Source organism: Hyphococcus aureus (assembly GCF_042643165.1).
Classification (GTDB): Bacteria; Pseudomonadota; Alphaproteobacteria; order Caulobacterales; family Parvularculaceae; genus Hyphococcus; species Hyphococcus aureus.
This window is the reverse complement of record NZ_JBHRSH010000002.1, coordinates 656,009-669,366: the sequence shown is the minus strand read 5'-3', so window position 1 is coordinate 669,366 and position 13,358 is coordinate 656,009. Positions and strand designations below refer to the sequence as shown.

General features: G+C 58.7%; 16 protein-coding genes. 8 read left to right on the top strand and 8 right to left on the bottom strand.

What is annotated here, in order from left to right; genetic code table 11:
• The first annotated feature begins 7 nt into the window (after positions 1 to 7).
• From ACFOOP_RS16215 to ACFOOP_RS16180, 8 genes are all read left to right on the top strand, one after another.
• A complete protein-coding gene (locus tag ACFOOP_RS16215) occupies positions 8 to 1,060 on the top strand; it encodes a PEP/pyruvate-binding domain-containing protein (protein ID WP_379882178.1) in 1,053 nt (350 codons plus the stop codon).
• A gap of 3 nt (positions 1,061 to 1,063) precedes the next feature.
• Positions 1,064 to 1,525, top strand: a complete 462-nt coding sequence (locus tag ACFOOP_RS16210) for an acetyl-CoA carboxylase biotin carboxyl carrier protein (protein ID WP_379882177.1) — start codon at positions 1,064 to 1,066, stop codon at positions 1,523 to 1,525.
• A 9-nt stretch (positions 1,526 to 1,534) separates the two neighbouring features.
• A complete protein-coding gene (locus tag ACFOOP_RS16205; protein ID WP_379882176.1) occupies positions 1,535 to 2,884 on the top strand; it encodes an acetyl-CoA carboxylase biotin carboxylase subunit in 1,350 nt (449 codons plus the stop codon).
• Complete coding sequence (locus ACFOOP_RS16200; RefSeq protein WP_379882175.1) at positions 2,877 to 4,358, top strand: biotin carboxyl carrier protein; 1,482 nt, start codon at positions 2,877 to 2,879, stop codon at positions 4,356 to 4,358. Before ACFOOP_RS16205 ends, ACFOOP_RS16200 begins: the two co-directional genes overlap by 8 nt.
• Entirely contained in the window at positions 4,348 to 5,193 is an 846-nt protein-coding gene (locus tag ACFOOP_RS16195; protein ID WP_379882174.1) for an HAD-IIA family hydrolase, read from the top strand. The genes ACFOOP_RS16200 and ACFOOP_RS16195 overlap by 11 nt, the downstream gene beginning before the upstream one ends.
• Before the next feature lie 72 nt (positions 5,194 to 5,265).
• On the top strand, positions 5,266 to 6,135 hold the full coding sequence (locus tag ACFOOP_RS16190; RefSeq protein ID WP_379882173.1) for an amidohydrolase family protein: 870 nt from the start codon (positions 5,266 to 5,268) through the stop codon (positions 6,133 to 6,135).
• Positions 6,132 to 6,920, top strand: coding sequence for an SDR family NAD(P)-dependent oxidoreductase (locus ACFOOP_RS16185; RefSeq protein ID WP_379882172.1), 789 nt, complete (start codon positions 6,132 to 6,134; stop codon positions 6,918 to 6,920). Before ACFOOP_RS16190 ends, ACFOOP_RS16185 begins: the two co-directional genes overlap by 4 nt.
• A gap of 10 nt (positions 6,921 to 6,930) precedes the next feature.
• Complete coding sequence (locus tag ACFOOP_RS16180; protein ID WP_379882171.1) at positions 6,931 to 7,695, top strand: glutathione S-transferase family protein; 765 nt, start codon at positions 6,931 to 6,933, stop codon at positions 7,693 to 7,695.
• Between the two features lie 155 nt (positions 7,696 to 7,850).
• Here ACFOOP_RS16180 and ACFOOP_RS16175 read toward each other — a convergent pair whose 3' ends face one another.
• From ACFOOP_RS16175 to ACFOOP_RS16140, 8 genes are read right to left on the bottom strand one after another with little or no spacing between them, the layout of a single operon-like run.
• A complete protein-coding gene (locus tag ACFOOP_RS16175) occupies positions 7,851 to 8,750 on the bottom strand; it encodes an MBL fold metallo-hydrolase (protein ID WP_379882170.1) in 900 nt (299 codons plus the stop codon).
• Between the two features lie 45 nt (positions 8,751 to 8,795).
• Positions 8,796 to 9,548 (bottom strand): SDR family NAD(P)-dependent oxidoreductase, encoded by a 753-nt coding sequence (locus ACFOOP_RS16170; protein ID WP_379882169.1) that lies wholly within the window; start codon positions 9,546 to 9,548, stop codon positions 8,796 to 8,798.
• A 3-nt stretch (positions 9,549 to 9,551) separates the two neighbouring features.
• The gene (locus tag ACFOOP_RS16165; protein WP_379882168.1) at positions 9,552 to 10,559 is read right to left on the bottom strand and encodes a zinc-binding dehydrogenase; all 1,008 of its coding nucleotides are present in this window, start codon (positions 10,557 to 10,559) and stop codon (positions 9,552 to 9,554) included.
• Positions 10,560 to 11,384, bottom strand: coding sequence for an SDR family NAD(P)-dependent oxidoreductase (locus tag ACFOOP_RS16160; RefSeq protein ID WP_379882167.1), 825 nt, complete (start codon positions 11,382 to 11,384; stop codon positions 10,560 to 10,562).
• Between the two features lie 3 nt (positions 11,385 to 11,387).
• Positions 11,388 to 11,921, bottom strand: coding sequence for a 2,4'-dihydroxyacetophenone dioxygenase family protein (locus tag ACFOOP_RS16155; RefSeq protein WP_379882166.1), 534 nt, complete (start codon positions 11,919 to 11,921; stop codon positions 11,388 to 11,390).
• 12 nt (positions 11,922 to 11,933) lie between these two features.
• The gene (locus tag ACFOOP_RS16150) at positions 11,934 to 12,341 is read right to left on the bottom strand and encodes a VOC family protein (RefSeq protein WP_379882165.1); all 408 of its coding nucleotides are present in this window, start codon (positions 12,339 to 12,341) and stop codon (positions 11,934 to 11,936) included.
• 3 nt (positions 12,342 to 12,344) lie between these two features.
• Positions 12,345 to 12,878: a 2,4'-dihydroxyacetophenone dioxygenase family protein gene (locus tag ACFOOP_RS16145; protein ID WP_379882164.1), complete on the bottom strand. Its 534-nt coding sequence runs from the start codon at positions 12,876 to 12,878 to the stop codon at positions 12,345 to 12,347.
• 9 nt (positions 12,879 to 12,887) lie between these two features.
• A complete protein-coding gene (locus ACFOOP_RS16140) occupies positions 12,888 to 13,202 on the bottom strand; it encodes a hypothetical protein (protein WP_379882163.1) in 315 nt (104 codons plus the stop codon).
• Positions 13,203 to 13,358: the final 156 nt, after the last annotated feature.

The following is a 13,358-nucleotide window of genomic DNA, read 5'->3' as shown; positions in this document are numbered from 1 at the left end:
TACTGTTATGACGACACCGAATATTTCATGGTTCGCCGATATTGGCTTGTCGGATCGCCCGAGCGTCGGCGGCAAGGGCGGCAGTCTGGGCGAGCTCACAAAGGCCGGCATCGAGGTGCCGCCGGGGTTTGTCGTAAGGACGGAAGCGTTCGAGCGCTTCATCCAGAAGCTCGACAAGGAAGAGCCTTTGCGCGCGCCGGTAGAGGCGCTTGATCCAGACGACCTCGACAATGTTGGCGCTGTCACCAAAGCCATCCGTGAGCGGATTGAGAACGAACCCATGCCCGCCGATGTCGATGACGCCATTCAATCCGCCTATAAAGACTTATGCGGCGATGACGCCAAAGCGCCAGTCGCGGTGCGTTCCTCCGCAACGACAGAAGACGCCGATGACGCGTCTTTCGCCGGCTTGCAGGACACCTATCTCTGGGTGCTTGGCGCCGAAGAAACCATGAAGATGGTGCGCAGTTGCTGGGCCAGCCTCTATTCCGTTGAGTCCGTTTGTTATCGCCGCCGCCAGAACTTTCCCGAAAGCGGCGTCGCCATGGGCGTTGTCGTGCAGAAGATGGTGGATGCGCGCACGGCGGGCGTAATGTTCACGCGCAGCCCGCTTACCGGCGACCGGTCGGTGATCACTATCGAAGGCGCCTGGGGGCTTGGGTCTTCTGTTGTCTCCGGCGAGGTGACGCCAGACCGCTGGGTGGTCGGCAAGCTCACGGGTGAGATCACCACCCGCGATATTTCCGACAAGCATATCAGGCAGTCGCCGAAAACGGGCGGCGGCATTGAAGATGTGGAACTGCCCGAGGCCGAGCGCACCGCGCCATGCCTCAGCGACGAAGAATTGTTGCAACTGAAAGACGTCGCCCGCAAAACAGAAAAGCACTACGGCAAGCCTCAGGATATTGAGTGGGCCGTAGAAAAGGAGACGGGAAAAATCCTTCTCCTGCAGAGCCGCCCCGAAACGGTCTGGTCGGCGAAAGACGCCGCGCCCGTCGCCGCGGCGCAGGACAACCCCATGAAGCATGTCATGAATATTTTTGGCGGAAAGCGGTCATAGGCAATGAGTAATGATCTGCCGCTAAGTCCCGAAGATGTTGAGGAAATCACCTCCATTCTTTCGAAGTCGTCTTATGATGTGCTGGACATTGAAACCGCGCGGTTTCGCCTGCGGGTGAAACGCGCGGGCGAGGGGTTCACACAGGAATGGTCGCCGATTGGCGGTGAGGCTGCAAAGACGGTAGCGTCCGCTGTGGAGCCGGAAGTCGCGGCGGAAGAAGACGGCCTTCTCACCATCAAGCCGCCGCTGCCGGGCACATTCTATCGCGCGCCGCAGCCGGGCGCACCGCCCTTCGTCAAGGTCGGCGACAAGGTGACGCCCGACACCGTGGTCGCGATTATTGAAACCATGAAACTGATGAATCCGGTTCATGCGCGCGTCACCGGTGAAATCGTCGAGATTGTTCCTGAAAACGCTGAACCTATCGAGGCGCATACCGTCCTCATGAAAGTGAAGCCGGAGTAAGGCTAAACAGTGGCGCGCAAAAACATCAACACGCTCTTCATCGCCAATCGCGGCGAGATTGCGCTGCGCATTATCCGCACGGCGCGAAGGCTCGGGCTGAAAACCGTGCTGGGCGTCTCCGATGCGGACGCCAATTCGCGCGGCGCGTCGGAAGCGGATGTGGTGGTGCGCCTTGGCCCCGCGCCTTCCGCGCAATCCTATCTCAACATCGCGAAAGTCGTCGCCGCCGCAAAAGAATCCGGCGCCGATGCGGTGCATCCGGGTTACGGCTTTCTGTCTGAGAATATCAATTTTGCGCGCGCCGTCGCCGAGGCAGGGATGATCTTTGTCGGACCCGATCCGCGCGCGCTGGACGCCATGGGCGATAAATTAAAAGCGCGCGCTGTCGCGATTGAGGCGGGCCTTCCCGTCGTGCCCGGCGGTGAAGCGGAAACCGCGGAAGACGCCGCGAAAATCGCAGAAAAAACCGGCTATCCGCTGCTGATCAAGGCGGTTTCGGGCGGCGGCGGCCGCGGCATGAAACGCGTCGACAAACCGCAAGAGCTTAGATCGCAAATCGGTTTCGCCATGTCGGAAGCGGAAGCGGCCTTTGGCGATCCGCGCATCTATGTGGAGCGCTTCATCGCTAGCGGGCGTCATGTTGAGGTGCAGGTGATCGGCGACGGAAAGCGCGCCATCCATCTCGGCACCCGCGATTGTTCCATCCAGCGGCGATTTCAGAAACTGGTTGAAGAAGCCCCTGCGCCGAACATTCCCGATGACAAACACCGCGCCATTGAAAACGCTGCGGTGAAGATCGCCGAGCATCTCAATTACAAGGGCGCGGGGACGGTCGAGTTTCTCGTCGATGCTGACAATTTCGATTTCTTCTTCCTTGAAATGAACGCCCGCATTCAGGTGGAGCATCCCGTAACGGAGGAGATCACAGGCGTTGATATTGTCGAGCAACAATTGCTGATCGCGAGCGGCGCGCCGCTGGGTTACGAGCAGCGAGATATTGAATTTCAAGGAGCGGCTATTGAGGTCCGCATCAACGCCGAAGACCCTGACGCTGATTTTCGTCCATCGCCCGGGATGGTGACAAAGGCCGAATGGCCGGCGGGAGCGGGCGTGCGCGTCGATACGCATATCCGCTCGGGCGATTCCATTTCCCCTAATTACGACTCGCTGATGGGCAAACTCATCGTTCATGGCGCGACCCGCGGAGAGGCGGTTAAGCGAATCGCAGCGGCGCTCAAAACACTCCATGTGGAAGGCGTCAAAACGACGGCGCCTTTGCATGTGCGGATCATGGATGACGCGCGCTTCCAGAAAGGCGGCGTCGATACGCGCTTCTTTGAGGGGCTCAAAAATGGCTGAGATCAAGCTCGTCGATGTGTCGATCCGTGACGGCAACCAGTCGCTCTGGGGCGCCACGGGTCTCAACACCGCACAGATTCTGGAAATCGCCGGCGCCATGGAGCGCGTTGGTTTTCACGCCTGCGATTTTACATCCTCGACGACCATGGCGGTCGCCATCCGTTACTTCCAGAACAATCCGTGGGAGCGCATCAAGCGCATGCGCGCGGCGATGCCGAGCGTGCCGTTGCAATTCATCACGACCGGCCTTCGTTTTGTGGCGTGGCAGCAGGCGGACCCGGAATTCATGCGGCTCGCCTATCGCCGGTTGCAGATGGCGGGCATTCGCCGCTTTATCGTGCTCGATCCCATGCATGATGTGGATGCGGTGATCGAGGCGGCGCGGATCATCAAGGACGAAGGCGACGCCGATGTCATGGGCGCGCTGACCTTCACGCTCTCCGACATTCACACCGATGAATTTTACGCCGACTTTGCGGGTAAGCTCGCGAAGAGCAATCACGTCGACCTTTTTTACCTGAAAGATCCCGGTGGGCTCATGTCGCCGGAGCGGGTTCGAACGCTGGCGCCCGCGGTGAAGGCGGCGATTGGCGCCAAACCGCTGGAGATACACGCCCATTGCACTATCGGCTATGGTCCGCTGACATCGCTCGCCGCCGCCGATCTCGGCCTCATCGACGCCGTGCATGTGGGCGTCGGCCCGCTTGGCGATGGATCGTCCCTGCCGGAAGCGACGCGCATGGTCGCGAATTTGCGCGAGGCTGGTCACACGGTGAATATCAATGACGCCGCGCTTGCGACCGTCAAAGACTACTGGACGCGGCTGGCGAAGGCCGAAGGCCTCCCGCCCGGACGGCCGCAAAGTTTCGACGCGAGTTTTCTGCGCCATCAGATCGCCGGCGGGGTGATGACAACGACAAAGCGCCAGCTTGAGGAGCTTAATCTTGGGTCTAAATTCGATGAAGTGATCGAGGAGACTGAGCGGGTCCGCGCGGAACTGGGCTTTCCGATCATGGTTACGCCGTTCCCGCAAATGGTGATGAGCCAGGCGCTGTTTAACGTCATCGGAACGTCGCGATACGCGCAAGTCTCCGATCAGATCCTGCGTTATGTCATGGGCAAGTTCGGCCGGCCCACAAGCCCGATCGATGAAGTGGTGAAACAAACCATTCTCGATCGCCCGCGCAGGAAAGAAATCGAAATTGAACCCATGTTCCCGGCTTACAAAGATTTGCGAAAGCAATTCGGCGAGAACATGGATGACGAAGAATTTCTGTTCCGCGCCGTGATGCCCCAGGAACAGGTTGACGCCATGATCGCTTCAGGGCGCAGCCGCGCGACCTATACGCCCGAAGCGGCTCCGGTTCTGAACTTGCTGAAACAACTCGCCGCGCGTCCCGACGCGCCGGACATCGCCGTGGAGCGCCCCGGTTTCCGGATGGCGCTTTATAAAGGGGCTGGTCTTGCCACATGAGTTAAACGCCGCCGAAGGCTTCATCTTCGACATGGATGGCACGCTGGTGCTCGGCGACAAGGCAAGCGCAGGCCATGTGGCGCTGCCCGGCGCCATTGAAACGCTCAAGTTTTTGCGCGAACGCGGCGTTCCGTTTCAGGTGTTCACCAACGGCACCGCGCGGACGCCCGACTGGTATGCCAATTCCATGCGCAAGGCCGGGCTCGATGTGCGCGATGAAGAATTCATGACGCCCTCGACTTCCGCCGCGCATTACCTCAAGGAAAAAGGCGCGGAGCGCATTCTCGTTCTCGGCAAGGAACCGGTGTGGAAACCGCTTACGGATTTGGGTCTAAATATTGTTGAGGCGCCCGGCGATGGCGGTCCCTATGACGCGATCTATGTGGGCTGGTTCCGCGAATTCACCTTTCCCGATCTAGAAGCGACGACCCACGCCATCTGGGCGGGCGCACAATTGACGACGGCCTCCGACGTGCCGTTCTTCGCCGCCGCAGGCGCGGAAAAACGCGGCATCGGCACCAGCTTCGCCATCAATGCCATGTTGAAGGCGCTGACCGGGGCCGAGGCCCATGTGCTCGGCAAGCCCTCGCTCGACGCCCTTCAGGTGGCCAAGGCGCGTATGGGCCTTTCGCCGGACGCAAAAATTGTCGTGGTTGGAGACGACCCGCAGCTTGAGGCGCGCATGGCCAATGAGGGCGGCGCGTTCTCGGTCGGCGTCGCCACCGGAATCTATGACGAAGCCGCCTTCCGCTCGCGCGAGGACCCGTTAGAGCGCCCTGAACTCCTGCTTTCCGGGATCGACAAACTAGCGGCGCTGCTTCGCGAAGGGGCTTGAAACCTTTCCCGCTAGGCTGTCCTTTAGGTCCGGAATTGGCCTAAAACGGCGTCTCGCGTCAAAGGAGTCCCCATGATCGATCTCAACAAGATCAAAGCCATCGATGTTCACACCCATGCGGAGGTGTCGTGCAACGACCCTGAAGACCCGATCATGGGCAAGTTTCTTGACGCCGCGTCGATCTATTTCAAGGCGGATCGCAAGCGCCCGACGATCCCTGAGACGATCGACTATTACCGCGAAAAGCAGATCGCCTTTGTCATGTTCACCGTGGATATGGAATCCGGCACCGGCATCAAGCGGATCTCGAATGAAGAGATCGCACGGTTCGCCAATGACAATGACGACATCATGATGGCCTTCGCCTCCATTGATCCGCACAAGTCGAAATTCGGCGCCATCGAGGCGCGGCGGATGATCGAGGATTATGGCGTCAAAGGCTTCAAGTTCCATCCGCCCATTCAGAATTTCCATCCCCATGACCGCATGGCCTGGCCGATCTATGAAGTGATCGCGGAATACGGCCTTCCTGCGATTTTTCACACCGGCCATTCGGGCATGGGAACGGGCATGCGCGGCGGCGGCGGCATTCGCCTGAAATACGGCCAGCCGATGATGGTGGACGACGTCGCGGTCGATTTTCCCGATATGAAAATCATCCTCGCGCACCCGTCATGGCCGTGGACCGATGAATCGCTTTCCATGGCGCTGCACAAGGAAAATGTTTTCATCGATCTTTCTGGCTGGTCGCCGAAATATTTCCCGAAACAGGTAATCCATTACGCCAACACGCAGTTGAAGCATAAAATGCTGTTCGGCTCGGACTTCCCGCTGATCAAGCCGGACAAGTGGATGGATGCGGCGAAGGACGCCGGCTTCCGTGAGGAAGTGATGCCGATGATCATGAAGGACAACGCTGCGAAATTGCTGGGGCTGAAATGAACGGCGTTAATCTCGACGGAAAACGCATTATCGTCACCGGCGCCTCCACGGGCATTGGCGCGGCGGCGGCGGAGATCATGGGTTCGCTCGGCGCGCGCGTGCTGGTCGCAGCGCGGTCAGAAGACAAACTAAAAAAAGTCGCTGACGCCATTACCAAAGCCGGCGGGGAGGGGCGCTATCTCGCCGCTGACATGGCCAGCGAAAAAGACATCAAGGCCCTGACGGAAAAAGCGAACGACCTGTGGGGCGGCGTTGACGGTGTCTTCGCCAATGCGGGCATGTCGGGTCCGGCGGCGCCGATGCCGGACTATTCGCTCGCCGCCTATGACGAAGTGATGAACGTCAATCTCAAATCCATGTTCATCCTCATTCAACAGGTGCTTCCCGGCATGATCGAACAGGGCGGCGGATCAATTGTCTGCACAGGGTCGCTCGCCTCAAAATTGGGCGCGCCAATGACGCCCGCGTATGTCATCTCGAAACACGCGGTGCTGGGGCTCGTGCGCGCGACGGCGTCGGAAGTCGCCAAACACAATATTCGCGTAAACTGCCTGATCCCCGGTCTCATCAATACGCCCTTGCTGGAGCCTCTGGCGGAGCATATCGCGGGCGGCGACATGGATGCGACGCTGAAAATCCTGAACGGCATGGTCCCGCAAGGCCGGGTCGGAACGCCGGAAGAAGCAGGCTGGCTCGCCGCCTTCCTGTTGTCGGATGCGGGACAATATATCAATGCGCAGTCCATCGCCGCTGACGGCGGCATGCTCGGGATTATGCGGAGTTGAGATTCCAAAAATGACGGTAAAACTCTATCACGCAGAGCCGGTGGCGAACTCGTTGAAATCGATCATTCCGTTTCATCAGCGCGGCATTCCGTTTGAAAGCGTCTATGTGGACCTCCATAAATTCGAGCAGCACTCAGACTGGTTCGTCGCCCTCAACCCGGAAGGCCAGGTCCCGGTTCTCGATCATGACGGAACCATCATCACTCATACCACGGTGATCAATGAATATCTGGAAGACGCTTTTCCCGATTACCCGTCCTTGCGGCCCGCTGATCCGGTCGGCAAGGCGCGTATGCGGTACTGGAATAAATTCGTTGACGAGCATGTGATGAATTATGTCTCCATGCATGGCTGGCACCGCCTCGTCACGGTCATTTCGCGTAATATCGAAAGCGGTGATTTCGAGAAGCTGATGGAGCGCATTCCGCTTCCCGACCAGCGCAAGAAATGGATGAATGCGCGGTCAGGCTTTACAGAAGAACAACTCGCCTACGCCACCGAGAAAGTCGAATACGCACTCGATAAGGTGGAGAAGCATTTAAGCGAGAACAAATGGTTCGCCGGCGATATGTTCTCGCTCGCCGACATCAATTATTACTCTCATTGCGGGATGATGATCGAACGCCTGTTCCCTGAATTAAACGCCGCATCACGCGCGCCGCATATGATTGAATGGCGCGACCGAGTGACGGCCGAACCGGGCGTTGCGAAAGCGCTGGCGGGGCCTGATCACACAGATCCGCGGCTGAGAACCTTCACGGGCGAGGCGCGCTAGCGTTGAACCGCTTTAGGGTCGCAAAACGACTACACCTGACACGCGAAAAACACCTCAAATCTGATGAATTCGGGCGGTTTTTTGAGGTTTGGTGAAGAGTTATCCACCACCTCGGAGATGGCCGTATTCTTCTTGTTGTAGCAAACGAGGAGAGATTATTCCGTCCAGCGCGGTTCTTCGCCCATGGTCACTTTGGATGAATTGCCGAGCAGGAAATCACCGAGCACATCGATCGAGTCCGGATATTGCTCCATGATCATCGCGCGCAAGTCTTCGCTGTTTTTCGCCTTGCGTGAGGCTTCAAGCCAGAAGTCGATATAGCCGCGCGAGTAAGCGAGGCTAGACGGATCATTCGCAAGGCCGGGTTTGGAATGGCCGGCGACGACAAGTTCGGTGTTCAACGCAGCAAGTTCGTCAATTGCTTTGCCCCAGTCGCGGATTTCCTTTCGTCCGTGTTCGCCGAACCACAGATACATTTCGTTGTAGAGAAGATCGCCCGCAAAGAGGGCGTCAATATCGGGAGCGTAAAGCGCCGTCGCATGAACATGATCGCCCTGCATGGGGCCAATGACTTTCAATTCATGGCCTTCGAGCATGAAGCTGTCGCCGTCAAGCGCGGCGGGCGCCGTCGGTGTCTTCGGTCCGTTCGCGCCGAGCATCGGGCTCCAGCGTTTCACCTTGAACGGAAGGGAGCGCCAGATATCCGCGACCACGACAGGGTGCGCGACGACTTTGGCGTTCGGAAAGGCGTCGGTGAGCACTTCCATGGCGAAGAAGTGATCGGGATGATCATGGGTGACGAAAATGGTTTCGAGTTCGCGGCCAGAGTCGAGCACCATGGCGACGGCGCGATGGGCGTCTGCCATCGTAAAGGGAGGATCGACCAGCACGGCTTTGTGTTCGCCCTTGATCAGGGCGACATTGGAATAGAGAGACCCGGCGCTTGTGCGCAGCACTTCGACTTCAAGCGGTGGTTTGTCTGTCGCTGTTTTCTGCGCAATGGCGGGAAAGGCGGAGAGCGCAAAGGCGCCAAGCGCACAGATGAGTTGTTTCATTTTATTATCCTCCCTCGCGGCGGATTTTTTTCGCCGGATTATTTTCTAGATCGCGGTTTGTCCGCCATCGACGATGATGACTGCGCCATTAGTAAAGCTCGCCTCGTCAGAACACAGATGGAGAACCGTACCGGACATTTCTTCCGGATTCGCCGGGCGGCCGATGGGCGACGTGGGCAGGAACGCCTCCAGAAAACCTTCGCGCTGGAACCAGGGTTCGGTCATGGGGGTGCGAACGAAACCGGGGCAGATGGCGTTTATACGCACGCCAAGTTTGACATATTCAATTGCGGCGGTTCTGGTGAGGCCGAGAACGCCGTGCTTCGAGGCGATATAGGGCGCCATGCCCGGATTGGCGATCACACCGCCCACGGAAGATGTATTGACGATGGCGCCCTTGCCCTGTTTCACCATGACGGGAAGCTGCACCTTCATGCACAGAAAGACGCCTTTGAGGTTGATCGCAATGGTGCGGTCAAAGGCCTCTTCGTCGAAATCGGCGAACATCTGTTCGGGCGGAAAAACGCCTGCATTATTGAATGCGGCGTCAAGGCCGCCATGTTGTTTCACAGCGGCGGCGACGAGTGCATCCACATCATCGCGTTTGGAAACGTCGCAAGGCGTGAAGGCGGCGGTCCCTCCCTCGGCCTTGATGGCATCGACGGTGTCTTCTGCAGCGTCATTGTAATCGCCGATCATGACTTTGGCGCCTTCGCGAGCAAAAGCGAGAGCGGTTGCGCGGCCGATGCCAGTGGCGGCGCCGGTGATGAGAACGGATTTTCCGTCATAGCGCATCATGGATCATCCTCTTGGCGCGATCAGCACCTTGCACTGATGGGTGCGCTTTTTCAGCGATTCAAATACATCGGGGACAGCGTCGAGGCTGATCGTGTCGGTGACGAGCGCGCGGGGCTCCGCCGCGCCGGAATCGAGCGCGTCGAGGGCGGCTTCATATTCCTGACGCTTGAAAAAGGCCGAGGTCTGAAGCCGCACTTCCTTGGACAGCGCGACAAAGGGCACGAAAGTTTCCGGCCGCGTGCACAGGCCGAGGATTACAACTGTTCCCTTGATGCGCACCTGTTCGACGGCCTGCGGGATGAGGCCGGGCACACCGACGCATTCATAAACGATGTCGGCCTTGCCGCCGAGCGCGCGCTCCGCGGCGCCAACGGGATCGCTCATATCAACGATAAAATCCGTTGCGCCCATCTGGCGGGCGCGGGTCTCCTGATAATTGTTGATGTCCTGCACGACCACTTTGGATGCGCCGAATTTACGCGCCCAATAGGCGACGCCAAGGCCGATTGGCCCCGCGCCGAGAATGAGCACCTTATCGCCGGGCTTTTGCTCCGCCATCATCACGCCGTGGAGTGCGACGGCGAGGGGCTCGATGATGGCGCCGTCCGCCATGCTCGCCGATTTTGGCAGCATGACGCACTGGTTTTCATTGGTGACGGCGAACTCGCCATAACCGCCACCCTGAAGGTTCATTTTCTCGCACCATGCGGGCTCACCCGCGAGACAGCTCGGGCACTTGCCGCAACTCGCGATCGGCACGACGGAAACGAGATCACCTTTTTTGAGGCGCTCAATTCCTTTGCCCAGCGCGACGACTTCGCCAGCGAATTCGTGACCGAGCACGGCGCCTTTATCGACGCCGAAGGCCGGGTCTTCGGTCATGTGCAGATCGGACCCGCAAATGCCGCAGCGGCCAACGGAAAGCACAACCTCGCCCACGCCCGGCGTCGGGTCCGCTATAGTCTCGACGCTGAGCTTTTGGTGAAGCCCCTGATGAACGACTGCGCGCATTTACTGCTTGAAGCCTCCAAGCGCCATGCCGCCGTCGATCAGCATCTGCGACCCGGTGCAGTAATTCGATGCGTCGGATGCGAGGTAGAGCGCCAGCGGTTTCATCTGATCTGTCTCGGCGATGCGGCCGAGGGGCACGACGGAGTCCCAAGCTTCGCGCACGACAGGATCCTGCAACCAGCCGCCGCCAATATTGGTGACGAAGGGGCCGGGCGCGATGGAATTGACGCGAATGCGATATTCGGCGAGCTCCATGGCGAGATAATGAACCATATGAGTGACGCCCGCTTTCGCCGGGTGGTAGGGCATGCCGACGATTGGCTCGACAACAAGACCGGCATTGGAGGATGTCGCGATGATCGAGCCGGGCTTGCCGCCGGCTTTCATTACCCGGGCCGCCTCGCGCATCGTGTTGTAAACGCCGGTGAGGTTGATCGCGATACAGCGGTCCCAGGCGGCCGGATTATATGCGTCGACCTGACCTTCCGGATTGCGGCCGCCCTCAGGCGCGGCGAAACCTGCGCCCGGATCGATACCGGCATTGGCGAAGGCGATGTCGAGCCCGCCATAATGGGCCACATGCTCGTCAAAGACCTTGGTCATCGTCTCGCGGTCGACAACATCGAGCTTTGCTGCGCGCGCGTCATAACCTTCGTCGCGCAACCTTTTTGCTTCCCGCTCGGCGCCCTCAATGTCGATGTCGGTGAGTGTGACGCCGGCGCCGGCTTCGGCCATGGCCTCCGCATAACAAAGACCGATGCCGGAGGCTGCGCCGGTGACAATAGCGGAACGGCCTTTGATGTCGAATTGTTCAAGTGCTTTCATGGCTCAAATGTACAGTTGCTTGTTGATGGGAAGGTTATTTTCTTTGCAGTAACTCTCATAGTGATTCATGAACCACCACACGTCGAGGGTTTCGACGTGATTGCCGTTTTCATCGTAAAACTCGTTGGCGCCTTGCATGAAGAACAGCGCCTTCATGCCGTTCGGATCGTCGGTCACCAGCGTATGCGCCGTGCCCGGCGTTTCCGTGATGAACTCTCCGGGGCCGCAGACCCAGTCATATTCGAGATAGCGGAAGGTGCCTTCGATCCCGACCGCCCAGACGGGGCCGCGATGTTTGTGGGTGCCGATCACGCCGGGCGATTTGATCCACAAGATATTGCAATAGGTGTTCTGGCGCACATCAAAGGCGAGATGGCGGATCGCGGCGTTGTCGCCGAAGGGAACCCATGGGCTTTCTTCCTCGGACTTGCCGACATAGGTGCCTTCAAGGCCGCGCTGCTTAATGAGGTCGCCATAAAGCTCCTCGACTTTTACGATTTTATAGGCGCCGGATGGGGGCGCTTTCATCCCGGACATATGCCGTCCTCCCTAATGGTTTCCCGAAAAATAGTTGAGTTCCAGAAGCACGCCGTTCGGATCGCGCACAAAGATCTGCTTCAGATCGATCGCTGTCACATGGTTGAGCGTATGATCGAGACCCAGCGAGGTGAGGCGCTCCACCATGGCGTCATGGCCGGAGCAATTGAGCGCCACATGGTGCACCGGGCCGGTGTCGGTCGGGAGCTCTCTTTTGCCGCCGTCGCCCATGATCGAGCCCGGGGTGGTCAGATGGAAGATCGCGCGGTCTTCCGCATCATACAGCCACTGCACCAGATTGGGATCGAGCGGAGGCGGCGGATCGCGCGGCGCGAGATCGAGAACGCCCGAATAGAATTTCACCGTCGCTGCAAGGTCAAGCGTCTGGATATTGACGTGATCGAGAGCGTTGACGCGCATGATTTACCGGAACAGGGTTTTCACATAGTCGGCGCCGATGCCGACCTTTTCATAATGTTCACGCGCCGCAGCGATATAGTCGTGAACATCGTAATGGCCGACCCCATTGCCTTCATCATCGAGCCATATCAGCGGGCCGGTGACAACGAAAAAGACTTTCATGGGCTCCGGGCTGTCATAGGCGATCAGGGTGTGGCCTTCGCCCGGCGATTCATAAACAAAGTCGCCTGCGGTCGCGGTCCAGTCATGTTCGAGATAGCCCCACTTGCCAGAGATTGTATAGGCGAAAATCTGGTGCGGGTGATAATGACGGTTCACAAGGCCCGCCGATTTCGACATCAGCACATCGGCCCACATGTTCCGCTGCGGCGAAATCCAGACCGGTTTCGACGATACGGTTTCGGAAATCGGCACGAAGTAGCGTTCATCGCCGTCAGCGATTTTCGACGCATAGGCGTCGCCGAGGGATTCCGGCTTGAAGACGTCCTTGATCGGCTTGATGTCTTTCCAGAATTCGGTGGTTGCGGCTTCAGCCATGATCTTCTCCTACTGGGCGGGGTGGAAACAAAGCGTCCAGAAACTGAAGTCTGCGCCGTCCTCAAGGATGCGCGCTTCGTTCAGTCTATGGCTCCAGTGAAGCCGGGACAATTGTTCAAATACAAAATAGGCGCGACGTGTTGTGGCGCCGAAAATCAGCGGATGAGCCTTAAGGGCGAGCTTTTCATTGCTGCGCCAGAAACCTGTTTCATCGCTTTCAATCGCGTGGGGCTTGTGCCCCATGCGGGCGGCGGCGCGGGCGAGCGCACTGGCGTCGGGGAGGGTTGCTTCATAAATAAACAGCGTAGGCGTGGCAGTGGACAATTGTTGCGCCAGGGTATTCGAGGCAAAGGCGTTCGATGGAAGCATCGCCGCGAACGGAGCAGCGGACAGAGACTTTATTGCGTCGCGCCTTTTGATCACCGGGCGGCTCTCATTGCTTGATGTTTTGATAAAAAGAGGCGGGACCCGAGGGTCCCG

Coding starts and splice junctions, on each gene's coding strand:
- ACFOOP_RS16215 (WP_379882178.1), top strand. CDS start 8: ATGACGACACCGAATATTTCATGGTTCGCCGATATTGGCTTGTCGGAT.
- ACFOOP_RS16210 (WP_379882177.1), top strand. CDS start 1,064: ATGAGTAATGATCTGCCGCTAAGTCCCGAAGATGTTGAGGAAATCACC.
- ACFOOP_RS16200 (WP_379882175.1), top strand. CDS start 2,877: ATGGCTGAGATCAAGCTCGTCGATGTGTCGATCCGTGACGGCAACCAG.
- ACFOOP_RS16190 (WP_379882173.1), top strand. CDS start 5,266: ATGATCGATCTCAACAAGATCAAAGCCATCGATGTTCACACCCATGCG.
- ACFOOP_RS16185 (WP_379882172.1), top strand. CDS start 6,132: ATGAACGGCGTTAATCTCGACGGAAAACGCATTATCGTCACCGGCGCC.
- ACFOOP_RS16180 (WP_379882171.1), top strand. CDS start 6,931: ATGACGGTAAAACTCTATCACGCAGAGCCGGTGGCGAACTCGTTGAAA.
- ACFOOP_RS16175 (WP_379882170.1), bottom strand. CDS start 8,750: ATGAAACAACTCATCTGTGCGCTTGGCGCCTTTGCGCTCTCCGCCTTT.
- ACFOOP_RS16170 (WP_379882169.1), bottom strand. CDS start 9,548: ATGATGCGCTATGACGGAAAATCCGTTCTCATCACCGGCGCCGCCACT.
- ACFOOP_RS16165 (WP_379882168.1), bottom strand. CDS start 10,559: ATGCGCGCAGTCGTTCATCAGGGGCTTCACCAAAAGCTCAGCGTCGAG.
- ACFOOP_RS16160 (WP_379882167.1), bottom strand. CDS start 11,384: ATGAAAGCACTTGAACAATTCGACATCAAAGGCCGTTCCGCTATTGTC.
- ACFOOP_RS16155 (WP_379882166.1), bottom strand. CDS start 11,921: ATGTCCGGGATGAAAGCGCCCCCATCCGGCGCCTATAAAATCGTAAAA.
- ACFOOP_RS16150 (WP_379882165.1), bottom strand. CDS start 12,341: ATGCGCGTCAACGCTCTCGATCACGTCAATATCCAGACGCTTGACCTT.
- ACFOOP_RS16145 (WP_379882164.1), bottom strand. CDS start 12,878: ATGGCTGAAGCCGCAACCACCGAATTCTGGAAAGACATCAAGCCGATC.